Origin of the sequence: Agarivorans sp. Toyoura001, from assembly GCF_005405585.1 — a bacterium.
In the GTDB taxonomy this organism is placed as follows: Bacteria; Pseudomonadota; Gammaproteobacteria; order Enterobacterales; family Celerinatantimonadaceae; genus Agarivorans.
The window spans coordinates 39,137-63,000 of record NZ_BJEQ01000003.1; the positions used below are offsets into that span (position 1 = coordinate 39,137).

Here is a 23,864-nt window from a genome sequence, read left to right on the forward strand (position 1 = left end):
CCACATGGAATTGGAGAACATTGATGAACAAAGCTAGCCTGAAGCTAACCATAGCTTCCCTGTTAACTGCCAGCGCAATGAACCTGCAGGCAGCAGAAGAAAAAGTGCTTAATGTATACAATTGGTCAGATTATATCGCCGAAGATACCATTGCTCAGTTTGAAGCCGAAACAGGCATTAAGGTGGTTTACGACGTATTTGACTCAAACGAAGTGCTAGAAGCTAAAATCCTATCGGGATCAACTGGCTTCGATCTTGTGGTTCCTACCTCAGACTTTTTAGCTCGCCAAGTTCAAGCAGGCGCGTTTATCAAATTAGACAAAACAAAACTCACTAATTATAGCAATTTAGATGCTAAAATTATGGACATGCTTGATGACACTGCAGATCCGGGCAACCAATATGCAGTACCCTATTTATGGGGAACCACAGGCTTAGGTTACAACGTAAACAAAGTTAAAGAAGTGCTTGGCGAAGACGCCCCCACCAATAGTTGGGATTTAGTGTTTAAACCAGAGAATATGGAAAAACTGCAAAAGTGTGGTGTCGCATTTTTAAACGCCCCAACTGAGCTGTTTGCAGCGGCGCTGCACTATGTGGGTAAAGACCCAAATAGTGTTGACCCTAACGATTACAAAGACACCGGCGAAGCTTACCAGCTGCTAAAAGCAGTTCGCCCTTACGTCACTTATTTCCACTCTTCGCAATACATAAATGACTTAGCGAATGGGGACATTTGTGTGGCTATTGGTTGGTCTGGCGATGTGCTACAAGCCTCAGATCGCGCGGCAGAAGCCGACAATGGCGTAGAGGTGGAATATGTAATCCCGCAGGAAGGCGCTTTAGCGTGGTTTGATCTCATGGCCATTCCAGCAGATGCGCCACATAAAGATAACGCGCATAAATTCATTAACTTTTTATTGCAGCCTAAGGTGATTTCAGAAATCTCTAACTACGTGTGGTACGCCAACCCAACGCCAGCGTCGAAGGAGTTTATTGATCCCGAAATTATTGAGCACCCAGGTATTTACCCAAGTGACGAAACCCTAGCCAAGCTGTATGGCGCAAAGGTAACGCCAGCGAAAGTGTCACGAACACTCACTCGCTCTTGGACTAAGTTTCTTCAAAACTAGCGAGTCGCTTGCCACCTAAGGGTGGCAAGCACGTTTTTGTTTCATGATGGAGGATCCGCAATGGCTGCGGTGTCACACATTTCAAAGCTTCCGGTAGACGGAGAAAAGGCTCCGGAGCCTTTGTTACACATTGAAAGTATTAGCAAAGATTACGATGGAGCCATCGCGGTAGATAACGTAAGCCTTACCATTAATAAAGGTGAGATTTTTGCACTGCTAGGTGCATCAGGTTGTGGTAAATCAACGCTGTTAAGAATGCTGGCCGGCTTTGAAAAACCCAGCTCGGGCAGCATTATTCTCGACGGCCAAGATCTTATTGGCGTGCCGCCGCATCGACGCCCCGTCAATATGATGTTTCAGTCTTATGCCTTGTTCCCGCATATGACCGTAGAACAAAACATCGCCTTTGGTTTGAAACAAGACAAACTCCCAAAAGACGAAATAGCCGACACCGTGGCAAGAATGCTTGAATTGGTGCGCATGAGAAACTACGCCAAGCGTAAGCCTCATCAACTATCTGGCGGCCAGCGCCAGCGCGTAGCGCTTGCCAGAAGCTTAGCCAAGCGCCCTAAATTACTGTTACTAGATGAACCAATGGGCGCATTGGATAAAAACCTTCGTGGGCAAATGCAGCTTGAAGTAGTGGATATTCTTGAGAAAGTGGGCGTAACTTGCGTAATGGTAACCCACGACCAAGAAGAAGCCATGACCATGGCTAGCCGGATTGCGATTATGAATCGTGGCCAGTTTATTCAAGTGGGCGAACCAGAAGAAATTTACGAATACCCCAACTCGCGTTTTAGCGCCGAATTTATTGGCTCGGTGAACGTGTTCGAGGGTGTATTACGCGATAACGATAACGACAGCGCCACCATTGATAGCCAAGAACTGGGCTTTCCCATTAGCCTCAACCACGGTGTATCTTCAGCGCCCGGCGTACCATTTATGGTCGCGGTACGCCCCGAAAAAATGAGTATTTTCAAAACTCTAAAAGGACGTACTAACAACGTTTGCCAAGGCACCGTAGAAGACATTGCCTACTTAGGCGACCAATCAATTTATTATGTGCGCTTGGCCAGCGGTAAGCGGGTAACGGCAGCCATGCCTAACAGCAGTCGCCATCGCAACAACATGCCCACTTGGGAAGACCAAGTTTACCTATGCTGGCAAGCCGATAGCTGCGTGGTGTTAAAAATATGACCACTCAATCATCAGCCAAGCTCAAAAAGTGGCTCACTCGCCTTACGCCCAGTGGCCGCTGTGCGATACTCGCCGTGCCCTACTTTTGGTTATTTCTATTCTTTTTGATGCCGTTTTTCATCGTCTTCAAAATTAGTTTTGCCGAAGCGGTTATTGCTATTCCACCTTACACTCAGCTGATGACAATGGCCGAGGAGCAGGTGCAAATACTGCTTAACCTAGGCAACTACGCTTACTTAATTGAAGACAGCCTGTACATTAGCTCTTACTTGCAGTCGGTACGAATTGCTTCCATCTCAACCTTGTTATGTTTAGTTATTGGCTTTCCCATGGCTTGGGCAATTGTTCACTCTAGCCCCGCCAATCGTAATATATTGTTAATGCTAATTATTTTACCCTCGTGGACCAGCTTTTTGATCCGTGTTTACGCATGGATTGGCATTCTTAAAAACAACGGCTTCTTAAACAATATCTTGATGTACACCGGGATTATCGACGAACCTTTGCGAATATTGCATACCGATACCGCGGTGTATATTGGCATTGTATACACCTATTTACCGTTCATGATTTTGCCTTTATATACCGCCTTAATGCGCGTCGATTACTCCTTAGTAGAAGCCGCTCGCGACTTAGGTGCGTCTACCACCACCGTGCTACTTAAAGTGCTGTTGCCATTAACCAAGGCCGGTATTATTGCCGGCTCGATGTTGGTATTTATTCCAGCCGTGGGCGAGTTTGTTATTCCTGAATTATTAGGCGGCCCAGACTCCATTTTGATTGGTAAAATTCTCTGGCAAGAGTTCTTTAATAACCGCGATTGGCCGGTGGCTGCCGCCGTTGCCTCAGTGATGTTACTGCTATTAATGGTGCCGATTATGTTCTTTTATCGCTATCAAAAACGTGAAATGGAGGCCGGCTAATGGACGCCATCCCCGTTTACAAAACCAAGTGGAAGTGGGCGATACTCGGCTTAGGCTTATCTTTTCTTTACTTGCCTATTTTAAGCCTGATCATCTACTCGTTTAATGCCAACCGTTTAGTCACGGTATGGAGTGGTTTTTCTACCAAATGGTACGGCGCCTTGTTTGACGACGCCCTACTAATGAACGGCATTACGCTTAGCTTGTTAATTGGTTTTATGTCGGCCACCGCCGCAGTGGTACTGGGCACGTTAGCCGCTTTTGTGATGACCCGTTATAACAAGTTTAGAGGCGAAACCAGCTTTGCCTTTATGATTACTGCGCCCTTAGTTATGCCAGAAGTCATCACCGGTTTAAGCCTGTTACTGCTGTTCATTTCTTTGGGCCAAGTGTTTGATTTATTTAGCCAACGCGGCATGTTAACCATTTGGATTGCCCACGTTACTTTTTGTACGGCCTATGTCTCGGTAGTGGTGAGTTCGCGCCTGCGTGAGCTAGACAAAAGCATTGAAGAAGCCGCCATGGATTTAGGGGCAACCCCCTTAAAAGTATTTTTTGTGATTACCTTACCCACCATTTTACCGGCGATTGTGGCGGGTTGGTTATTGGCCTTCACCTTGTCCTTAGACGACTTAGTCATCGCGAGCTTTGTCTCGGGCCCGAGCGCAACAACCTTGCCAATGGTGGTATTTTCTAGCGTAAGGTTAGGGGTAAGTCCCAAAATTAATGCCCTAGCCACACTGATAATTGGTGTAGTATCTGTCGCTACTTTTATTGCTTGGTGGATTATGGCCAAAGCAGAGAAACGTCGCTTGCAGGAATTAAGAACCGGCAATGCTAAATAGGCGTTAGAAATTGAGGAAACAAACTTAATGGATGTTGGAAAACGCCTGAAAAGTATTCGCTTAATGCGCGGCATTTCGCAACGAGAATTAGCAAAATTAAGCGGGGTCACTAACAGTATGATCTCGCAAATTGAGCAGAACCAAGTTAACCCTTCGGTAGGCTCTTTGAAAAAGATCCTTGATGCAATTCCTATTTCTATGGGCGAGTTTTTCACCTTAGAAATGGAAAGCGACGACAAGATTTTTTATAGCGAAGACGAGCTCACCGACTTAGGTGATGGCATGGTAAAAATGCTATTGGTAGGCAGCAAACATAATGGCCGCCAGTTGGCTATTTTACGCGAAATTTACCCACCCGGCGCAGATACCGGCACCGAGTTTATTCAACATGAAGGCGAAGAAGGCGGGATTGTGATTCGTGGGGAAATTGAGATTACCGTTGGCAGCAAATCTAAAGTATTAAAAGCCGGCGACTCCTACTACTTTGAAACCCGCAAACCGCACCGCTTCCGCAATAAAAGCAAAGATGAATGTGAGTTAATTAGCGCCGCGACTCCGCCAACCTTCTAGCCACAACATTCAGATAAATTATTGCTACAAAAAAGCCGCTATTAGCGGCTTTTTTGTTTGTCTTTATTTATAGCAATTTAGTGAGCCACTGTGGGTTCGCCCACCGATGGAATTTTACGTTTACCTTTTGCGATCAAAGAGAACACTACCGGCACAAAGAAGAACGACAACATCGTGGTTAATACCGTGCCGCCAGCAATGGCCACCGCAAACGGAGGCCAAAAACCGCCACCTTCTAATATCAGGGGTAAAAAGCCACCCACGGTAGTAATGGTGGTAGAGCTAATATGGCGAGTACAGCTTAGCACTCCAAAACAAATTGCTTCTGCTTCACCAGCACAGGCTTTGGGATCGGATTTCAGCTCGGCCACAATCACAATGGCCGCGTTAATCGCCAAACCCACCAAACCTAACAAACCAATAATCACGGTAAAACCAAAGGGGAAATTGCCTAAATAAACACTTAGCAAACCCAAACCCGCTGCTTGAATGGCGGTAATCATAATTAGAAAGCTCAAGCGGAAAGAGTTAAACGACACCACCACCACGGTGACCAGCAGTACTGCAATAATCCCCACACTGGCGAGTAAGTTGCCAACGGCTTCGTTACGCTCGGCTCCTTCGCCACCAAACTCAATCGAGTAACCTGCAGGCAAAGGAACGTTCTCTTCTTCTAAACGCTGACTAAATACCTCTAGCACTTGGTCAGGTAAAATATCGGTTCGCAAATAGCCTTCTACCACGTTTACTCGCCGACCATTACGCCGCGGTATTTCGCCGCGACTTGGCCTAATTTCTAGCTCTGCCAAAGAGGCCAAAGGAATATTGCCGGCAATTTCACTGGTTAAAGTAATATCGCCTAAGTTTTCTAGTTGCTGGCGCTGGTCATCGGCTAAACGAATACGCACCGGCAAAGACTCGCTGGCTTCTAATACGCTACCGTTAATTCGGCCTTGCAAGTTCGCCTGCAACTGCCCTGCAATTTGAGTAAGCGCGACACCGCTTAAACGAGAGGCCTCTTCATTTACCTTTAGCCACACCTTGGGCGTACCCGCTAACAAGGTGGCGCGGGTATGAGTAACATACGGGATTTCTGAGAGTATGCGTCGGTATTCGTCACCAAGCTCTTTAAGCTGATCCAAATTTGGCCCATAAACGCGTAGCTCAATAGGCGCATTAAACGGAGGGCCCTGCTCAAGTTTTCTTACCAGAATTTGCGCCTGAGGATAGAGCAAATCAAACTCGGCCTGCAGGTTTGGAATCAATCGGTTGGCGGCGCGAAAATCGTCGGTGGTAATCATCGCTTGGGCGTAGTTTTTTGCCCCTTGCTGGCGCAGCATTAAGTTGTAATAAAATGAAGGAGCATTGTTACCAACAAACCAACTCACCGACTTAATGCCTTGTTTTGCGTAAAGATGCTCTGTGAGCTCTTCGGTTAAACGCTCGGTAGCGTAAATGCTCGACTGCGGCGCCATGTACACTTCAATTTGGAACATGTCACGGTCAGACGGCGGGAAGAACTGCTCGGTTAAACTGCCAGCACTGTAAAAGCCAAATAATGGCAAGGCCGTAACCAATAAAATAGCAATTTTAGGGTAGCGTAAACTAGCGTGCAAAACAGCCTGAAAACCACGACTGAGGGCAGGAAACTGGATGCCTTTCTCATACCAATGATCCGCGGTTTGTTGCGAAGGTAAAAAGTGACCAGAGAAGGTGGCCACTAGGGTATGCGAGATAAAGTAAGAACCAATCAGCGAGAAAATAACACTTAAGGCGATACCGCCAACAAACTCGCCAGCCGGCCCAGGCATTAAAACAATTGGCAAGAAGGCCAAAATAGTGGTTAAGGTTGAGCCTAACAGGGGTAACCAAAGGTGGCTTAGCGACTCTTTCACCGACTGCAAACCGCTCTTACCCTGCTGACGTTTTTGAGCAATGGTATCGGCCATAACAATGGCGTTATCAACCATAATCCCCAAAGCCACCACCAAGCCAGTTACCGACATTTGGTGGATCGGCAGACCATAAAACTTCATACACGCCAGCGTGAACATTACCGTTAAAGGTAAAGACAAGCCCACAATTAAGGCTGAGCGCCACCCCAAAGTAAGCAACAGCACTACCACAATAATGGCAAAACCAATCAGTACATTTACCACCAGTTCGCCAAGGCGTTTAGCGGTATAACCGTCTTGCTCAAAGATAATGTCGGCGCTTACATTGGTGGGTAAAATGCTTCTAAATTCATCAAGGGTTTGATTAACTCGAGCACTCCACTGATCCACTCGGTATTCGGCCAACATCCGCACACCCACCACAATCGCGTAATCACGCTCAACCACGGCAATTTGTTCTGGTGGAGATTTTAGCTGGCGGGTCACGGTGGCCAAATCACCTAAGCGGTAAACATAACCATTTTCGGCGCTGCTAACCGGGATGTTTTTAATCCGTTCTAAAGAGTTGAGTTCGCCCTCAAGCTCCAACTGCATGCGGGTGTTTTCGTTAGTGAGTTCACCGGCAGATACTTTGGCATCGGCCCCTGCAATAATTTGCGATACTTGATCAGTGGTAAGCCCCATGGCCCCCGCTTGATATGGCTCAATCTCAACCAGAATTTCTTCTTCACCCTGCCCCTGCAAATCTACAAAGTCAGTACCCGACACGTTACGTAAACGGTTTTGTAGCTCTTTGGCATAACGGCCCAAAATGGCTAAGTCGGTGTCGCCCGGCCCCGTCCAGCGCAGTGCTATTAAGCTGGTAAAGGCATAACCTCGGTCATCATCAACGACCGGTTCAGAGGAGCCATCAGGTAACAGTGGCGGCAATTCGCCCACCAAATCTCGCACCCTTGCCCAAACCGGTACTACATCAATTACGGCGTCTTTTAATTCAACTTGAAGTACCGAAAAGCCAGGGCGAGAAGACGACTGCACTCGCTTAATCTCGGGAAGTTTACGAATTTTGTTTTCGATAAGCTCGGTCACCAAGGCTTCTACGCGCTCGGCGGAAGCGCCAGGGTACTGAGTAACAATACTGGCAAAACGGCTAGTAATTTTAGGGTCTTCGCTGCGCGGCAGGGTGCTTACCGCGCCCATTCCCGCCACAATAATTAGCGTGATTAACAGGGCAATTAAGCGCCCATTGTTAAAAAGAGCGCCTATCATTGGCTTGCCTCTTCCAAGGCGCCGCTCGGATTAACGGTTTGCCCCGGCACGTAACGGTGCATGCCAGTCGCTACTATGGCTTCGCCCGCTTGCAAGGCACCACGCACAAAGGCTTGGTCTTCGGTAGCATAACGAACGCTTACATCACGCCGTTCTAGTTTAAAATGCCCGTCACTTTGCGCCACAATGGCGTACACATTCCACAAACCTCTAATGCCGTCGGTAATGGCGGTCACGGGAATCCAGTAACCTGGCTCTTCTACCGTTTCTACCACATTTAAGTAAGCCAGTTGGCCACTCACTAAATTATCGTTGTCAGGCAAGGCAAAGCGTAATTGAACAGTTCGAGTAACCGGATCAACTTGGCCACCAGCAGCCACCAAGTCTACGGCGTAGTGGCGCTTAGCCACAGTAACCGACTTAGGTTTCACCATATCAACTTGTTCTAACAAACGCACCGGCACCCCTACTTTTACCTCATTCGCGCCTTTTTGCAGTACCGTTAGTACCGGTTGAGACGCCCCCACTACTGCCCCCTCAGATACAGTACGGCGATCGATAATGCCGCTGTACGGCGCGACCAAGGTAGATTTTTCAATACGGGTGCGGTTAGCTTTAATAGAGGCATCAATACGGGCTTTATTGGCCCACAAGGATTTTTGCTGCGCGACCAGTTCATCAACATTTTGCGCCGAGGCATAGCCGTCATCATTCAGCGACTTTACCCGTTTCAAGTTCGCTTTAACCAAAGAGGCATCGGCGGCAAGCTGTTGTAGCTGTGCTTGAAGGTCAATGTACTCAATCTCGAGTAGCTCGGTATCAAGCTGCATTAGAATAGCGCCTTGCTCAACCCTTTCACCTTCATCTACATAAATATTAGAGATTTTACCCGCAAGTTCAAAGCCAATATCAGCACGTTGCTTAGCAATTACTTGCCCTACAAACTGCCGCTCTACGGCATAATTGTCGCTAAGAACCGGCACAAAAGCTTTCACTTGTGCAATATTAATAGGCTCGTTGGCAAGGCTTGTAGAATCGTCGGCATGGGCCAAATTAGAAGAAGCATTCACTAACACCGCTCCTACAAAAAGAGAGGCAAACAAAAAGGTGAATGAAAATAACGACCTATGCATATTAACGTCCGTGTGACTTAGTGGTAAAAGCTCTACTCAGTGTAGGAAGTGTGCTCATTAGTGTCTAGTGTTTGCGCATTCTATTCACAAAAAGATTCATATAAAAAACCGTTCAATGTAGCAAAATACAAAACACTTGCGCTTATAATCAGCCTACTACAAAATAAATTGTTAATTATTTTATAACAACGGATGTTTTTATGAGTACCTTGGCGGATCACCCAGACTATTCTCTATATTCAAATGCGAATACTTTTTTACGCCAAACCTTAGATCATCGCCCTGTGCTTAGCTCGGCTGATGTGGTGATTACCGGCCTCCCTTTTGATTTAGCCACCACTGGCCGTTCTGGTGCCCGCTTAGGGCCAGATGCGGTGCGCCGAGCATCAGTAAATTTAGCCTGGGAAGAGACACGTTGGCCTTGGGATTTTAAGTTGTTAGAGCGTATCAGTTTAGTGGACGCAGGCGATTTAGTATTTGATTGTGGCGAGCAAGCCCAGTTTACTCAGCGAGTAGAAGACTATGCCACCAGCTTACTTAAAGCGGGCAAAACCATGCTGAGCTTGGGCGGTGACCATTTTGTTACCCTGCCGTTGTTACGTGCCCATGCCAAACACTACGGTAAAATGGCGTTGCTGCACTTCGACGCTCACACCGACACCTACAGCGCAGGTAGCCGTTACGACCATGGCACCATGTTTTATCACGCGCCCAAAGAGGGATTAATCGATCCCGCTTGTTCCCTACAACTAGGCATTAGAACCGATTACGAGAAAGCCAATCATCCCTTTGAAGTGATTAATGCCGACCAAGCCAATAACTTAAGCATTGAGCAAATTGTTCAGCAAATTCGCCAACGCATCGGTGACAAACCCTTATACCTTAGTTTTGACATTGACTGCTTAGACCCCGCTTATGCACCGGGCACCGGCACACCAGTAGGTGGCGGATTAAGCACTAACCGAATCCTACAAATCCTGCGTGGCTTGCAAGGCGTAAACATTGTCGGAATGGACGTTGTAGAGGTGGCTCCTGCTTACGATAACAGCGAAGTAACGGCACTCGCGGCCGCAACCATTGCGGTTGAGCTACTGCACTTGTGGGCTGTTAAACATCGATAATTCGCTATTGAAAAATAGATTAAGGTATGAAAAGGGCTTTCGCGCAGTTGAAGAATGAACGCTTCAATAACCGGCGCAGCTTTGCTGCGTCCGGCGCCGAAGGCGCGTAGTTGATTGACTTGTTACATGCTTTACACGAAATCATTTAAATCCAGTTCTTCACGACTGCCAATAACGCTTAAATATGGCTTACTGAAATGCCGGCCTGCCGGAGTATATGACAGACCTAGATCATACAGTGGTTGTTCTGCATTCAGGTGTTCAGTGATGTTCTTGTGATACTTTTTTCTAGCACCATAGAAGTAGATGCCAGCCCCCATGAGGATAATTGGTAAAGATCAGACACCCAAGGTTCCTATGCTTTCTTGTATTTCGTAATTACCAGACAAGACACCAATAAATAGTATGCCGCTAACAAATGCAGCGAAGCCACATTTTACTTTAGCTGAATCATACGCTTCGAAACTTTTATCGTATTCTGGCTGCAATCTATCCAGCTTTCGAATTGCAGAAGCCACAATTTTTTTCTGATCTTCATTCAAATCCATGATGCTCTCATAGGCATGTAACGCCAAGCTAAGAGGCGGAAAAAGTTTTGGCTACACTGGCGAAGAATGAGCCAAGCCAAACTTTTGGAGTCCTTGCTTGAGCGCCTTGTTATATTTTTATTTAATCGACTCAATAAATTTTGAGCCAACATTTTCATATTTATAGTTTAAATTGCTACTTACACTGGTGATACCATTTTTAGCCATTAAACCTAAAACTAAGTTAATAGATGTTTCTACTAATTCTTTAGCAGAATCAAAGGTTACATTATGCTTAATGGTTTCATTTTGACTACAGAGAAGAACTTTATCATTGTGCGCCAGTTTAAAATCGCGATACTTTTTAACGCTAACTTCGCCCCATAATTTTGATGTTTTGTTTCGGAGATTTTGAAGCTTTTCATCTAGCGAATCTTCGTATTTTAATATCAAGTTACGTTGGGAGAGATATTCGTGTCGCTCGTTTTTACTTTCATAAGCATCTGTGTCAAATAGTCTAGCTAGTGAAATTAAGATCTCATCATGCATTGAACGTTTTAGAATCGAACCAAACTCTATTGATTTAGAAGATAGAATATCAATAGATTCTCGACAGTCGAATATTTCGCTGTATACCTGAATTGTTCGTCGCACTCTAATCGCTTCTGATAAATATCTGTTGAACTGATCCATGAAGCGAAACTCTCCTAAAAATATAACAGCTTATTAAGAGGAAAAATTCCTTGTTTAAACAAGGAATTTTTCCTCTTATCACGCATTTATTGAAATGCCAGATTATCACTTTTCCTTGGCATCATCAGCCACCTAAGACAAGAAATAACAAAAAGCTCAGCACGAAAGGATGCAAGTGTTTGTGGAAAGGAGGAATCTCAAAAAGGCTGTGTGAAAAAACAGTAAATATCAAGAAATAGACAAAGAATCGAGGGCGCTAACATTGCCCCTTTTTACCCAAATAGTGAGCTTATCCCCTTTGTGTCAGTCAATACTTGCTTAAGGTCGACGAGCCAATTTCAATAAGATAAAACGCAAGCATTGCTCGCCTTAACAAATTTGCACAAAAGCTTGGCGAAAACGGGCGAATACACCTCAGTTTAGGTGGGGGCAACTATACTTTAGGTACCCATGTATGGAGGGCTAGCGATGAGCGATTGTTACTTGCTGCCCAAGGGAACTGATTTGATTCGAGCGGTTAAGTACATTGGCGAGCATCATTGTCATGATGCTCGTTCTCTCAACGAAGTTGCATTTCGATTTGATTTAAACCCTCTCGACCAGCAGTTTATCTTGGACCACTTTATTGAAACGCCCGACACTCACGAATCGGGCAAATAGCCTTGTCACTAACTTAAGTCTATCCAGGTTGATTTAAGTTCGGTGTATTTTTCGAGTGCGTGCAGCGATTTGTCTCGGCCATTACCCGATTGTTTAAAGCCACCAAATGGCATGGTCATATCGCCACCATCCCAATTGTTTACAAATACTGTTCCTGCTCGTATAGCACGTGAAGTGCGCACTGCGGTGTTAATGTCGGCAGTCCACACCCCTGCAGCTAAGCCGTATTCGGTATCGTTGGCTAAGGCGATTCCCTGCTCTAGTTCATCAAACACTTGAATCACTAACACGGGGCCAAACACCTCCTGTTTTACAATGTCTAAATTGGCATCAACGTCGTCAAAAATAGTCGGTTGAATATAAAAACCACCGCTTTCTTTACGTGTTTGCTGACCACCACATAGCAACTTGGCTCCTTGTGCTTTAGCCGCCTCTATAAAGCCGAGTACCCGTTGCATTTGGCCTTCGTCAACCATTGCCCCCATGCTGGTATTAGGATCTAAAGGATTGCCTGGCTGCCACTGCTCCACTGAGGCCAACATTTTTTCTACTAAGGCTTGATGCACACTGCGATGCACAATTAAGCGCGATCCTGCGGTACATACTTCACCTTGGTTATAAAAAATTGCGGCTACTGCGGTGGCCGCCGCTTTGTCTAAATCGGCAACGTCGGCACACACTAGGTTGGGGCTTTTACCGCCACATTCCATAAATGCACGCTTAAGGTTTGATTGACCAGAAAACTCCACCAGCTTTTTACCTACCGCAGTGGAGCCAGTAAAGGTGATGCAATCTACGTCCATGTGCAGCGCTAGGGCTTGGCCTGCAGTGTGGCCGTAACCTGGCAATACATTGAATACGCCGTTTGGTATACCTGCTTGTTTGGCTAATTTGGCTAAATACAGTGCGCTTAAGGGGGACTTTTCTGAAGGTTTTAAAATGACCGAGTTACCGGTGGCGAGAGCGGGACCAATTTTCCATGAAGCCATCACCAGTGGGAAATTCCACGGTACAATAGCAGCCACCACCCCTAAGGCTTCACGCGTAACTAAGGCCAGGGCATCGCCAGTGACAGGAGCGACTTCGTCATAGACCTTGTCTATTGCCTCTCCATTCCAGGCGATACAACGTGCGGTGGCGGGCGCGTCGTAAGACAAGGCATCACCAATTGGCTTGCCCATGTCTAAGCTTTCTAATAAGGCGAGTTGCGCTTGGTGCTGCTCTATTAGCTGTGCAAACACCTGCAATACTTGTTTACGTTCTGCGGGGGCAAGGTTTGACCACACCCCACTTTGGTAGGCATTGCGAGCAGCTTGCACGGCTAATTCAACATCTGCAGCGTCACATTCCGCCAGCTCTGCTAAAATTTCACCAGTGGCCGGATTAATACTGGTAAAGGTTTTACCTGACACAGCATCAACAAATTCACCGTTAATAAATGCTTGTTTTGGGAAGTCTAAATCTAGTGCCTGTTGTTGCCAATATTGTAAGTTATGCTGAACCATGATCCCTCCGGTTTATGCCGCCACTCGTTACGTTATATTTAACAAAGCTACACAAATTTAGATAATTATTCCATACTTGATACAGTTTATTTAACAGTTGGTTTTTATACACATTGCTTTTTCTGGGTTTTTACTATGCAAATAGCGCTTCTTAATTGCGACCGAGTTGACAGCCAATTAGTTGAAGAATTTGGCGAATATCCCGACATGTTTAAGCAGCATCTATTGGCTCAAGACAGCAAGCTACAATTCGACGTGTTTGACGTGCTCAACAACGAATTACCGAAATTGAATCAGTTTGATGGATTTTTAATTACCGGCAGCCGCCATAACGCCTACGACCAACAACCATGGATTTTGCAATTAGTAAGCTGGGTTCAACAGTGTGAACAATTACAACGCCCCTTGGCGGGCATTTGTTTTGGGCATCAAATTATCGCCCGTGCTTTAGGTGGTAAAGTAGAGAAGTCTGCCAAAGGATGGGGCTTAGGTGTCGCGGCCAACAACTTGTTACAAAAACCGTCTTGGGTCAGCCCCTCGCTTGAGGATGAGGACACAGCCAAAGCCGAACCGTTTCGTATTTTAGTTAGCCACCAAGATCAAGTGACTCAATTGCCTCCGCAAGCAGAGTTACTGGCCAGCAGTGATTTTTGCCCTAACTTTATGTACCAAATAGACCAGCATATCTTGGCTATTCAGGGTCATCCCGAATTTGCGCCAGACTACGCCGCAGCACTAATAGATAAACGACAAATGATCTTATCCCCTACCCAGTTCGTTCTAGCTAAAACAAGTTTGAAACGTCCGCTCAATGCAGACTCGGTGTTCGATTGGATAGTGCAAATGTATAAGTTGCAATAAGCACCTAGCTTTGGAATAAAAACCAAAGCGACTGTAAATTAAGGTAAAAGCAATAATCTGCACTCGACATCACTGGCTAAGCAACGTTAAATAACACCATCTGTAGGGAAATAGACAAAGGAACAGCAATGCGCTTGGCTGCATGGGTTTGGATACCAGCACTACTTGCCACCTTAACCGGTTGCAGCATGACCGATACCCCGAAGCACCAGCCCTCTGGTGAGTTGGCGGCAAGCAGTTGGACCAGCCAATTTCAGCAAGGCGAGTTTACCGAGCAACGCTTTGAGCAAGCACTCCCGCTTTCATTGCAACCGCTACTTAAAGAAGCATTACGCAGTAACCCGCAACTGCAACAACAAGGGTTTGCTCTAGACCAACAGCTTTATCAAATTCGAATTCAAAATGCTCAGCAGTGGCCCAGCATTGACGCCTTTGTAAGTGGCCAACGTAGCGGCACTAATAACGATAGCGCCAGTCAGTTTAGAGTAGGCTTAGATTTTAGTTGGGAAATCGACTGGCTTGGCAAGCTAGATGCTCGCCAACAAGCTGCAGTATTAGATGCCAAAGTTAGCTTTGAACAGTGGCAACAAGCTCAAATTCGCTTAGCCGCCAACACAGCTCAACAATGGTATAACGTGATAGAAGCTCAGCTACAAAAGCAACTAATTGCCGAGCGTTACGATAACTTAAAAGCCAACTTACAAATTATTGAAGAGAGCTACCAAGGCGGCCTTAACAGCGCGTTAGATGTATACCTTGCCAGGGCAGATTTAAGCGCTGCTCGCGCCCAGTTAAATTCGCGAACCACCCAACTTACCCAAGCCCAACGAGAGTTGGAGTTGTTGTTAGGTCGCTACCCCAGTGGCCTTATTCAAGTAGACGGCGTATTAGATGTACCACTGGCGGCAATGCCAGCGGGTGTTCCCTCAGAGTTGCTTAATCGACGGCACGACATTAAAGCGGCGCAATACCAACTGGCGGCTGCCGATTTACGAGTGTATGCCGCGTATCGAGATCGCTTCCCTAGCCTAACGCTTACCGCCAGTGGTGGTGGCCAAAGTGACCAACTCGGGCAACTGTTGGATGCAGAATCTTTGGTGTGGTCTTTGTTTGCTGGGGTGACAGCCCCCATTTTTGACGCAGCCCGCCGCGAGAATCAACAACTGCAGCAATACGCGAAAGCTCAATCTCTCAATGCCGCTTATGTAGAACAAGTATTAAATAGCTTTGCTGAAGTAGAGCAAAGCTTAAACCTTGAACCCAGCCTGTATCAAAATGCCCAACTACTCGCCACTGCTGCAGAAGATTCTAAACAAGCCGAGTCATTGGCCTTTGAAAACTATCTGGCGGGTTTAAATGAGTATGTCACAGTGTTGGAATCGCAACGCCGCGCCTTTGATGCGCGTAGCAGTGCCATTAACGCCTTAAACTTGCAGTTACAAAACCGTATTGAGCTTTACCTGGCACTAGGTGGAGGCTTAAACCAAGCCCAAACTACGCGAGAGGCCTTTGCCTCAGAGCCATTATTTTAACAGGGAGTTACGCCTAATATGGCCAAACTGATACGTCTTAGCTTGCCTCTATTGGTGATCATCACTGGTTTACTGATAAGCCAATACATTAAGGCAAACAAACCTCAGGCTCAGCGCAAACCTCAAGCCCAGCTAGCTGAGCTGGCGGTAGAAGTGATGCCATTAGCCACCCAACGCTATCAAGCAAAAGTTAACTCTTACGGCAGCGTACAAGCACATACCGAAGCCAGTTTAATTGCCCAGGTTGCCGGCAGCATTACCTACGTATCAGACAGTTTTCGTGAAGGGGCTTTTTTTGAAAAAGGCGAGGTACTGGTAAAAATAGATGCCCGTGACTACCAAAATGCCATCACCATTGCCGAAGCAGAGTTGCAGTCAACTCAGCTATTGCTGGCCGAAGAACAAGCCAAAGTGGAACAAGCCTTACGCGACTGGAAACGCCTAGGCAAAGGTAAACCCGCCAACGATTTGGTACTACGCAAACCGCAGTTGGCAGCCCAAGAAGCGGGATTAGCCTCGGCCAAGGCCAAGCTCACCAAGGCCAAATTAGATTTAGAGCGCACCGTTATTCGCGCCCCCTATGCTGGGCGAGTTTTAGAAAAAAGTGCGGAATTGGGTGAATACGTGAGCAGCGGTAAATCGCTCGCCAGCAGCTACGCCATCGACTATTTAGAAGTACGCTTGCCACTGAGCTTGAATGAGCAAAGTGTGTTGAATATTCCTGAAAACTTCCGTCGTTCAAACGCTGATGTGGTTAAACCGCAAGTGAGTTTACGCTCTAACTTTGGCGCGCATGAGTATCAGTGGAACGCTCAAGTTGAGCGCAGTGAAGCCGCCCTAGACAGTGCCAGTCGTCAGTTGTACCTAGTGGCACAAATTAACGATCCTTACGGCCCTGCCAACGAGAACAAGCCTTCTCTTAAAATCGGCCAATTTGTACGAGCCACCATTCAAGGTAAAACCCTAGAGCAGGTATTTGTAATACCGCGCAGCGCTCTGTATTCAGGCCAACAGGTAATTATTTTGGAAGACGGTTTATTGCAACGCAAAACCGTAAGCATTATTTGGCAAGACCAAGATAGCTACATTGTAGAAAGCGGTATAAGTGCCGGACAAACCTTAGTTACTACGCCACTCGGGCGTGTGATAAGCGGCACTCCTGCCAAGCCGATAGGAGCCTAACCATGCACCTCTTAGCTACTTTACCTAGGATGTTATTATGCATGGATTAATCGCCTGGTTTACGCGTAACCATGTTGCCGCCAACTTGCTAATGGTGTTAATTGTTGGTTTAGGACTTTACTCGGCAAAGTTTCGTTTGCCCTTAGAGGTATTCCCAGAGTTTGAACTGGACATGGTAAACGTAAGCATATCGCTGCCCGGTTCAAGCCCAGAAGAAAGCGAAGAAAGCCTCGCCATTCGCATTGAAGAAGCGATTAGCGACATTGAAGGCATCGAGCAAATATCGTCTGTTTCACAAGAAGATGCTGCGCGGGTCAGTGCTGAAATCAACTCTCACTACGATACTCGCGATGTAATGAGCGACATTAAATCGCGCATTGATGCGGTAAATACCTTCCCCAGTGACGCCGAACGCCCGGTAGTGAGCTTAAGCCAACGCAAACGTGAAACGATTACCGTGGCAGTATCGGGCGACATTGCGCATAAAGAGCTGCGCTTAGTCGCCGAATCCATTCGTGACGAGTTGTTACAACTCCCTGAGCTAACCCAAGTAGAGTTAGATTCGGTAGCGCCCTACGAAATCTCCATTGAGGTGTCAGAGCAAAAACTCCGTGAATATGGTTTAGAGCTGAGCAAAGTGGCGCAAATTATTAGCCAAGCCTCTTTAGATTTGTCGGCCGGTTCAGTGAAAACCCAAGGCGGCGAAATTTTACTGCGTACCAAAGGCCAAGCTTATGTGGGCGATGAATTTGCCGACCTACTGATCATTAGCCGCGCCGATGGTACTCGCATTAAGCTATCTGATATAGCAACAGTGGTAGACGGCTTTGAAGAAACGCCGATTATTAACCGTTTTAATAAACAACCCACGGTAATGATAGAGGTTTATCGCGTAGGTGACCAAAGTGCGATTGCCATCTCCGATGCGGTAAAACAATACATCACCAATAAACAGCCTTATTTGCCACAAGGGCTGGCACTAAACTATTGGCGAGATAGCGCCAAAGTGGTGAAAGCGCGTTTAAACACCCTTAAAAATAGTGCCATTCAGGGCTGTATTTTAGTCGCGCTACTTTTGGCTATATTTCTTCGCCCCGCCATTGCGGTGTGGGTATGTATTGGTATTCCCATTAGCTTTATGGGCGGCTTGCTAATGATGCCAACCATGGATGTAACGATAAATATTATCTCCCTATTTGCCTTTATTATGGTGCTGGGGATCTTGGTGGATGACGCCATTGTGACGGGCGAGAATATTTACACCCACTTGAAAGCCGGAGAAGACCCCTTACATGCCGCGATTAAGGGCACCCAAGAAGTCGCGATACCGGTAACCTTTGGCGTACTTACCACTGTAGCGGCCTTTCTCCCGCTAATGATGATAGATGGAGTGAGGGGCAAAATTTTTGCACAAATTCCACTAATTGTTATTCCCGTACTGATGTTCTCTTTAGTTGAGTCGAAACTGATTTTGCCGGCGCACTTAAAACACATAAAACCGGTGAACAAACAAACCCAAAGCCGCTTTAGTTACTGGCAAAATAAACTTGCCGACGGATTTGAAGCGGCCATTCTTAGGTTCTATCAACCACTGTTAAAACGCGCGTTATCTCGCCGAGTATTGTCTGCCGCTATTGCGATCAGCGTATTTGTGGTGGTGCTATCGCTAGCCACTGCCGGTTGGGTGCGCTTTATTTTCTTCCCAAGAGTACCCAGCGAAACCGCCCGCGCCACTTTGGTGATGCCGGCGGGTACAGCATTTAATACCACCGACAGTTACATTAATCGCATGTTAGATGCCGCCATAGACTTGCAAGACAAGTACCGCGACCCCGACAGCGGCGACAGTATCATCCTCAACATTTTAGCCACCAGTGGATCTAGCGGTGGCTCGGACAGCGGCCAAAGTAACAAAGGCCGAGTCGTGTTTGAAATAGAGCCTCCGGAGTCGCGCAGCAATACCATAAGTAGTGGTGATTTGGTGCGAGAATGGCGCCAGCTTATTGGATCTTTACCTGGCGCGGAAAGCCTCACTTTTCGTGCTGAAATTGGTCGCGGTGGTTCACCTTTAGATGTGCAGTTTAGTAGCAACGATTTTGCTGCAATGGCGCAGGTGGCCGATCTCACCAAGCAAAAGCTGCAAGAGTACCCAGCGGTGTTTGATGTAGAAGACAGCTTAGCCGATGGAAAATTGGAGCTGCAGTTAAACATTAAACCCCAAGCGCAAGCACTTGGCTTAACCCTAAACGACCTTGCTCAACAAGTACGTAGTGCATTTTTTGGTTACCAAGTACAACGTATTCAACGCGGTCGCGAAGACGTGAAAGTATATGTACGCTACCCCGCCAATGAACGGCGCTCTCAATACAACTTAAACAATATGCTAATTCGCACTCCCGATGGTGCAGAACTGCCGTTTAGCGAAGTAGCTAGCGTGATTCCCTCGCAAAGCCCGGCAACCATTACTCGCATCGATCGTATGCGAACCCAAAACATTCGCGCCGATGTAAACAAAGAGCAGGCTAATATTGAGGTGATTAAGGCCGAACTGCAGCAATGGTTAAGCCAGACCTTAGTGGCTTACCCACAGATTAACTTCAGCTTAGAAGGCGAAGCCAAAGAGCAACGAGAATCCTTTACCAGTTTGGCCTTGGGTTTATTGTTTGTACTGTTTGTTATTTACGGCCTGCTAGCGATTCCTTTTGGTTCTTATTGGCAACCCATAGTGGTGATGTCGATTATTCCTTACGGAGCGGTTGGTGCGGTACTTGGTCATATGATTATGGGTATGCCACTAACCATTATGAGTATGATGGGCATGCTGGCGCTAACCGGAGTAGTTGTGAACGACAGCTTGGTATTAGTGGACTATATAAACCGCCAACGCAAGGCAGGCGTAGACCTAATGACTGCGGTAACCAAAGCAGGCGTGGCCCGTTTTAGAGCGGTAATTCTTACCTCGCTCACTACCTTTGCCGGTTTAATGCCGTTAATTTTTGAAAAAAGTACCCAAGCGCAGTTTTTAATCCCCATGGCGGTATCACTTGGCTTTGGGATTATTTTCGCTACCAGCATCACCCTGCTGATAGTGCCAGTTAACTACTTACTGCTGGAAGATGCCAAGGCGGGCTTACGTCGCTTTAAGCTGTGGTGGCTAAAAGGCTTTGAAAAAACCGCCAACTAACAAAAAGGGGTTAGCTAAGCTAACCCCTTTTTTAACAAACTGTTTGAATCTAGGCAGTCGTGGTAGCAACCATTGCTTCGCCCTGTTCTACCGCTTCTTCAATAAAGCTAGCTACGGTAGATTTATCCAACTCAACCACTTCACATAGCGGCTCAGGTAAGTTTTTACCTACCATTTCGGCACTGAGACCGGCGTTTAAGGCATGATGCGCGAATATCGCCAAGCGGATTAACACCGCAGGTTTAGACACTTCATCAAAGTCCATTGGATTTAACTGCTGTTCAATGGCATCGGTAATCACCGGTGAGAAATTCCAGCGACGCGCTAATTCGCCACCAATTTGCGCATAATCTAAACCCAAGGTTTTACGCTGTGCCGACACCCGCGTTTCGCCTGTTTCTAGGCACAACTCAATTAACCCTGCTTCTTCAGGCGTTGCACTGGCAATCAGCAGCTCACCAAAGTTATGTAACATGCCACAGGTAAAGGCTGTTTCAGGTTCAACATGGGTACTTTTAGCTAATGCTTGCGCTAACAACGCCACGTACATGGCTTGTCCCCAAAACTGTTGTTGGTCGAAGTTTTTGCTCGGCATCATGCCATTTAAGCCCGCAGCCACTACCAGTGAGCGAACCCGTTTTAAACCTAAGCGGATAGCGGCCGCTTCAATAGAGTCAATTTGCTTAACCCCACGAAACGCGGCTGAGTTAGCCATTTTTAATACGTTCGCACCCAAGGATTGATCGGTCGCCAGCTTTTTACCCAAATGGTGAAGATCGACATTTTCATCATTAATGCTTGTCAGTAATTCCTGCATAATTTGCGGCATTACTGGCAGTTTTTTTACCTGCTGGAAAAAGGCTTCCAGTTCCATGGACAACTCTCCTAAAAAAATAGTGTGAAGCACTGCATGCTTTCACTCTTTACCTGGTCAAAAATTGAGCGTTAATTCACATAGACTAAACAAGTGAGCTTGTTTATCGCCAAATTGACCCACACTGAATCTTATATGCAGAACAGTTTGACCTTATAGGCGTAGAAAATACAGTGACGATCGCACAAAATGACAGGAAATCTTGGCCCAGCTGTAAACCTATTACTCAAGGTTTATCAGAACAGGTCTTAAAAGAATTAATATTAGGAAACAAAACCTTAGATTATGGGTCTTGGTTACATTGCTTGGGTGCAGAGCGCCTAGTTGATGAGCAAGAATACCCTACTACCAACCAAGCACATATTGTGAGCAATGCCCTAGCGTAAAAACTTCTCTGGTACTTTTTCTAGCAATACCATTTTTCGTAATTGATTCAGCATGATTTGAAACCAAGTGAACTGGTGGTGATGCTCTTCTGCCGAAAACCCTATGGTACCCGCCATAAAATTGCGAGTAAGCCCGTACAAATACAAACAAACACTGGTTAAGGCTTCATCATCCCACTTCGAGCCATGACTGATAAATGAGCGCTTAGTTTGCTCTATCACTATCACTCGGTGCCAGCTCTCAAGCGCCTTAAAGTCTTTATCATGAGTAAACAATTCATGAAAACTCACTAACATCACTTCTGTTTCATCCAGAGCGTTTATCTTGCTTTGGGCGCTATCTGGATATTCTACGATATTGCCTAGAGTTTGCTGGAAGTTTACATCTTCCACCACAATTTGAACCTTTTTAAACCAGCGCAAAGCCAACGAAAAGAAGATGGCCTCTTTATTCTTAAAAAAGCGGTACAACGAAGCAATATCGATTTCTGCATGTTGGGCGATCAAGTTGGTATTTACTGCAGCCATCCCTTGCTCTTGAATCAAAGACAAGGTGCTGTCTAAGATGTGTTCCACTAGTCGTCTGGTACGCTCTTGGCTAGGTTGCTTACGCATGGCCAAATGCTCAGGTACGACATAGTTATCCATAAATACCTCTCGTAATAAATTTATTCCATTTTTACCTGCTACCTCAACATATACTGAGGTAGTCATTAAATGATACAGCAGCTTATACTCTACCTCGCGATAGTACACAACTGAATTGGCCATAACATATGTATAAGATTTGTCATCGAGAAAAAGTTATTGCTCGACAATGTTGATGGATATGCAACAATAACCGAATATTTGACTAACAAGTCAAATCTTACGTTTAGTTATTCACGGAGAAGAATTTGAACCGCTCTGCCGAAGATTTAGTCAGCTGGTTTCGCCAGTCGGCTCCTTACATAAACGCTCATCGCGGTAAAACCTTTGTAGTGATGTTAAGCGGGGAAGCTAGCACTAGCGCCAACTTTAATAACATTATTCAAGATATTGCCTTGCTCAAAACTCTTGGTGTGAAAATTGTCTTGGTGTGTGGCGCCCGCCCGCAAATAGACAGTTTAATCGAGGAGCACCACCACAGCTGCATGTTTGCTGGCGAGCAGCGGATCACCGATGAGCGCAGCTTAAACATCATTAAGCAAGCGGTCGGTCAAATCCAAATGGATATTGAAGCTCAGCTATCGATGGGCTTGGTTAACTCTCCTTTACATCAAGCCCATATCAACGTAGTTCGTGGCAATTTTGTAGTCGCGCAACCAATTGGTATTGAAGATGGCATTGATTTTCTTCATACCGGAAAAGTACGCCGCATTAACCACCAAAGTATTAAACGCCAACTGGACCATGGCGAAATAGTCATGGTGTCTCCATTAGGAGTATCGGTAACCGGCGAGCTATTTAACATTTGCTCGGAAGATATCACCACCGAAATAGCGGTGTCTTTGAAAGCAGATAAAGTAATTTACTTCAGTCCCGAGCAAGGTATTCACAATGACAAAGGCCTGTTGATTAGCGAACTATTACCTGATGCGGCCAACGAGCTAATGCGCTCAGAGCCTTTTTTACGTGATACCGACAAAGACACTCTGCGTTATTTGCGGGCGGCCATTCAATGCAGTGACCGAGGTATCGACCGCTGTCATTTGGTCAGTTACCAGCAAGACGGCGCGTTGCTAAAAGAGCTCTATACCCGTGACGGCAGTGGCACTCAGCTGGTGCAATATAGTTATGAGCGAGTTAGAGAAGCGAGATTGGATGACATTAATGGCATCATTGAGCTGATTCGCCCGTTGGAAGAAGAAGGCATACTGGTAAGGCGCTCCCGCGAGTTACTAGAAATGGAAATTGAGCGATTTACCATTGTTGAGCGCGACGGCATGATCATTGGGTGTGCTGCATTGTACGCTTTCAATAATGAAAACGTTGGTGAGTTAGCGTGTTTAGTTAGTCATCCGCAATACCGCCAAGCGAGCCGGGGTGATCGACTACTTCAAGCCATTGTTAATCGAGCCCGTCAACAGGGTTTAGCAAAATTGTTTGTGCTCACAACTAAAAGTATTCATTGGTTCAGGGAGCGTGGTTTTAGCCCCGCTGATTTCGAAGACTTACCCACCGAGAAACAGGCTATTTATAACCTGCAGCGACGCTCTAAAATTTTAATTATGGATGTTGAGCGCTAACTCGCTGTCGGCCACTCACACTAAAAAGCCACTCCACTGTGAGTGTTTTTTTTATGCTGAGTATATCTGTACAAAATAAAAAGCCAGCGCCATAAAGGCGCTGGCAAAAGACAAACATACACAAGAAAATAAGGAACACGCTA

General features: G+C 46.2%; 20 protein-coding genes. 13 read left to right on the forward strand and 7 right to left on the reverse strand.

The window, feature by feature from the left end; translation table 11 throughout:
• The first annotated feature begins 23 nt into the window (after positions 1–23).
• From FFR00_RS05480 to FFR00_RS05500, 5 genes are read left to right on the forward strand one after another with little or no spacing between them, the layout of a single operon-like run.
• Positions 24–1,133 carry an extracellular solute-binding protein gene (locus tag FFR00_RS05480; RefSeq protein ID WP_137672377.1) on the forward strand — a complete coding sequence of 370 codons (1,110 nt, stop codon included), beginning with the start codon at positions 24–26 and terminating at the stop codon, positions 1,131–1,133.
• A gap of 60 nt (positions 1,134–1,193) precedes the next feature.
• Entirely contained in the window at positions 1,194–2,333 is a 1,140-nt protein-coding gene (gene potG / locus FFR00_RS05485; RefSeq protein ID WP_137672378.1) for a putrescine ABC transporter ATP-binding subunit PotG, read from the forward strand.
• Positions 2,330–3,256 carry a putrescine ABC transporter permease PotH gene (potH, locus tag FFR00_RS05490; protein ID WP_137672379.1) on the forward strand — a complete coding sequence of 309 codons (927 nt, stop codon included), beginning with the start codon at positions 2,330–2,332 and terminating at the stop codon, positions 3,254–3,256. The genes potG and potH overlap by 4 nt, the downstream gene beginning before the upstream one ends.
• Positions 3,256–4,101, forward strand: coding sequence for an ABC transporter permease subunit (locus tag FFR00_RS05495; protein ID WP_137672380.1), 846 nt, complete (start codon positions 3,256–3,258; stop codon positions 4,099–4,101). Before potH ends, FFR00_RS05495 begins: the two co-directional genes overlap by 1 nt.
• Positions 4,102–4,128: 27 nt before the next feature.
• The gene (locus FFR00_RS05500) at positions 4,129–4,671 is read left to right on the forward strand and encodes a cupin domain-containing protein (protein ID WP_137672381.1); all 543 of its coding nucleotides are present in this window, start codon (positions 4,129–4,131) and stop codon (positions 4,669–4,671) included.
• A 77-nt stretch (positions 4,672–4,748) separates the two neighbouring features.
• Here FFR00_RS05500 and FFR00_RS05505 read toward each other — a convergent pair whose 3' ends face one another.
• The gene (locus FFR00_RS05505) at positions 4,749–7,835 is read right to left on the reverse strand and encodes an efflux RND transporter permease subunit (protein ID WP_137672382.1); all 3,087 of its coding nucleotides are present in this window, start codon (positions 7,833–7,835) and stop codon (positions 4,749–4,751) included.
• Complete coding sequence (locus tag FFR00_RS05510; RefSeq protein ID WP_235836166.1) at positions 7,832–8,968, reverse strand: efflux RND transporter periplasmic adaptor subunit; 1,137 nt, start codon at positions 8,966–8,968, stop codon at positions 7,832–7,834. Before FFR00_RS05510 ends, FFR00_RS05505 begins: the two co-directional genes overlap by 4 nt.
• 200 nt (positions 8,969–9,168) lie before the next feature.
• Here FFR00_RS05510 and speB point away from each other — a divergent pair, with 200 nt between their 5' ends.
• Positions 9,169–10,089, forward strand: coding sequence for an agmatinase (gene speB, locus FFR00_RS05515; RefSeq protein WP_137672383.1), 921 nt, complete (start codon positions 9,169–9,171; stop codon positions 10,087–10,089).
• Positions 10,090–10,427: 338 nt separating this feature from the next.
• Here speB and FFR00_RS05520 read toward each other — a convergent pair whose 3' ends face one another.
• Positions 10,428–10,637 carry a hypothetical protein gene (locus FFR00_RS05520; RefSeq protein ID WP_137672384.1) on the reverse strand — a complete coding sequence of 70 codons (210 nt, stop codon included), beginning with the start codon at positions 10,635–10,637 and terminating at the stop codon, positions 10,428–10,430.
• Between the two features lie 117 nt (positions 10,638–10,754).
• Positions 10,755–11,309, reverse strand: coding sequence for a hypothetical protein (locus FFR00_RS05525; RefSeq protein ID WP_137672385.1), 555 nt, complete (start codon positions 11,307–11,309; stop codon positions 10,755–10,757).
• A gap of 468 nt (positions 11,310–11,777) precedes the next feature.
• On the opposite strand from FFR00_RS05525, the gene FFR00_RS05530 reads away from it, so the two are divergent.
• Complete coding sequence (locus tag FFR00_RS05530) at positions 11,778–11,969, forward strand: hypothetical protein (protein ID WP_137672386.1); 192 nt, start codon at positions 11,778–11,780, stop codon at positions 11,967–11,969.
• Positions 11,970–11,977: 8 nt separating this feature from the next.
• On the opposite strand, the gene FFR00_RS05535 is transcribed toward FFR00_RS05530, so the two are convergent.
• On the reverse strand, positions 11,978–13,474 hold the full coding sequence (locus FFR00_RS05535) for an aldehyde dehydrogenase (RefSeq protein ID WP_137672387.1): 1,497 nt from the start codon (positions 13,472–13,474) through the stop codon (positions 11,978–11,980).
• Positions 13,475–13,609: 135 nt separating this feature from the next.
• On the opposite strand from FFR00_RS05535, the gene FFR00_RS05540 reads away from it, so the two are divergent.
• From FFR00_RS05540 to FFR00_RS05555, 4 genes are all read left to right on the forward strand, one after another.
• Positions 13,610–14,335 (forward strand): gamma-glutamyl-gamma-aminobutyrate hydrolase family protein, encoded by a 726-nt coding sequence (locus FFR00_RS05540; RefSeq protein ID WP_137672388.1) that lies wholly within the window; start codon positions 13,610–13,612, stop codon positions 14,333–14,335.
• Between the two features lie 128 nt (positions 14,336–14,463).
• Entirely contained in the window at positions 14,464–15,867 is a 1,404-nt protein-coding gene (locus tag FFR00_RS05545) for an efflux transporter outer membrane subunit (protein WP_137672389.1), read from the forward strand.
• Between the two features lie 18 nt (positions 15,868–15,885).
• Positions 15,886–17,049 (forward strand): efflux RND transporter periplasmic adaptor subunit, encoded by a 1,164-nt coding sequence (locus FFR00_RS05550; protein WP_137672390.1) that lies wholly within the window; start codon positions 15,886–15,888, stop codon positions 17,047–17,049.
• A gap of 37 nt (positions 17,050–17,086) precedes the next feature.
• Positions 17,087–20,233 carry an efflux RND transporter permease subunit gene (locus tag FFR00_RS05555; protein ID WP_137672391.1) on the forward strand — a complete coding sequence of 1,049 codons (3,147 nt, stop codon included), beginning with the start codon at positions 17,087–17,089 and terminating at the stop codon, positions 20,231–20,233.
• A 49-nt stretch (positions 20,234–20,282) separates the two neighbouring features.
• Here FFR00_RS05555 and FFR00_RS05560 read toward each other — a convergent pair whose 3' ends face one another.
• Positions 20,283–21,107 carry an HDOD domain-containing protein gene (locus tag FFR00_RS05560; protein ID WP_137672392.1) on the reverse strand — a complete coding sequence of 275 codons (825 nt, stop codon included), beginning with the start codon at positions 21,105–21,107 and terminating at the stop codon, positions 20,283–20,285.
• A gap of 173 nt (positions 21,108–21,280) precedes the next feature.
• Between FFR00_RS05560 and FFR00_RS05565 the strand changes: the two genes are divergently transcribed.
• Positions 21,281–21,493 (forward strand): hypothetical protein, encoded by a 213-nt coding sequence (locus FFR00_RS05565; protein ID WP_137672393.1) that lies wholly within the window; start codon positions 21,281–21,283, stop codon positions 21,491–21,493.
• Here FFR00_RS05565 and FFR00_RS05570 read toward each other — a convergent pair.
• A complete protein-coding gene (locus FFR00_RS05570; RefSeq protein WP_161985097.1) occupies positions 21,485–22,207 on the reverse strand; it encodes a TetR/AcrR family transcriptional regulator in 723 nt (240 codons plus the stop codon). The two genes, FFR00_RS05565 and FFR00_RS05570, sit on opposite strands and share 9 nt — an antisense overlap.
• A 182-nt stretch (positions 22,208–22,389) precedes the next feature.
• Here FFR00_RS05570 and argA point away from each other — a divergent pair, with 182 nt between their 5' ends.
• Positions 22,390–23,721, forward strand: coding sequence for an amino-acid N-acetyltransferase (gene argA, locus FFR00_RS05575; protein ID WP_137672395.1), 1,332 nt, complete (start codon positions 22,390–22,392; stop codon positions 23,719–23,721).
• The last annotated feature ends 143 nt before the right edge of the window (positions 23,722–23,864 follow it).

Coding starts and splice junctions, on each gene's coding strand:
- FFR00_RS05520 (WP_137672384.1), bottom strand. CDS start 10,637: ATGGATTTGAATGAAGATCAGAAAAAAATTGTGGCTTCTGCAATTCGA.
- FFR00_RS05495 (WP_137672380.1), top strand. CDS start 3,256: ATGGACGCCATCCCCGTTTACAAAACCAAGTGGAAGTGGGCGATACTC.
- FFR00_RS05540 (WP_137672388.1), top strand. CDS start 13,610: ATGCAAATAGCGCTTCTTAATTGCGACCGAGTTGACAGCCAATTAGTT.
- FFR00_RS05555 (WP_137672391.1), top strand. CDS start 17,087: ATGCATGGATTAATCGCCTGGTTTACGCGTAACCATGTTGCCGCCAAC.
- speB (WP_137672383.1), top strand. CDS start 9,169: ATGAGTACCTTGGCGGATCACCCAGACTATTCTCTATATTCAAATGCG.
- FFR00_RS05530 (WP_137672386.1), top strand. CDS start 11,778: ATGAGCGATTGTTACTTGCTGCCCAAGGGAACTGATTTGATTCGAGCG.
- potH (WP_137672379.1), top strand. CDS start 2,330: ATGACCACTCAATCATCAGCCAAGCTCAAAAAGTGGCTCACTCGCCTT.
- FFR00_RS05480 (WP_137672377.1), top strand. CDS start 24: ATGAACAAAGCTAGCCTGAAGCTAACCATAGCTTCCCTGTTAACTGCC.
- FFR00_RS05510 (WP_235836166.1), bottom strand. CDS start 8,968: ATGCATAGGTCGTTATTTTCATTCACCTTTTTGTTTGCCTCTCTTTTT.
- FFR00_RS05545 (WP_137672389.1), top strand. CDS start 14,464: ATGCGCTTGGCTGCATGGGTTTGGATACCAGCACTACTTGCCACCTTA.
- FFR00_RS05550 (WP_137672390.1), top strand. CDS start 15,886: ATGGCCAAACTGATACGTCTTAGCTTGCCTCTATTGGTGATCATCACT.
- potG (WP_137672378.1), top strand. CDS start 1,194: ATGGCTGCGGTGTCACACATTTCAAAGCTTCCGGTAGACGGAGAAAAG.
- FFR00_RS05525 (WP_137672385.1), bottom strand. CDS start 11,309: ATGGATCAGTTCAACAGATATTTATCAGAAGCGATTAGAGTGCGACGA.
- FFR00_RS05570 (WP_161985097.1), bottom strand. CDS start 22,207: ATGACTACCTCAGTATATGTTGAGGTAGCAGGTAAAAATGGAATAAAT.
- FFR00_RS05560 (WP_137672392.1), bottom strand. CDS start 21,107: ATGGAACTGGAAGCCTTTTTCCAGCAGGTAAAAAAACTGCCAGTAATG.
- FFR00_RS05505 (WP_137672382.1), bottom strand. CDS start 7,835: ATGATAGGCGCTCTTTTTAACAATGGGCGCTTAATTGCCCTGTTAATC.
- FFR00_RS05535 (WP_137672387.1), bottom strand. CDS start 13,474: ATGGTTCAGCATAACTTACAATATTGGCAACAACAGGCACTAGATTTA.
- FFR00_RS05500 (WP_137672381.1), top strand. CDS start 4,129: ATGGATGTTGGAAAACGCCTGAAAAGTATTCGCTTAATGCGCGGCATT.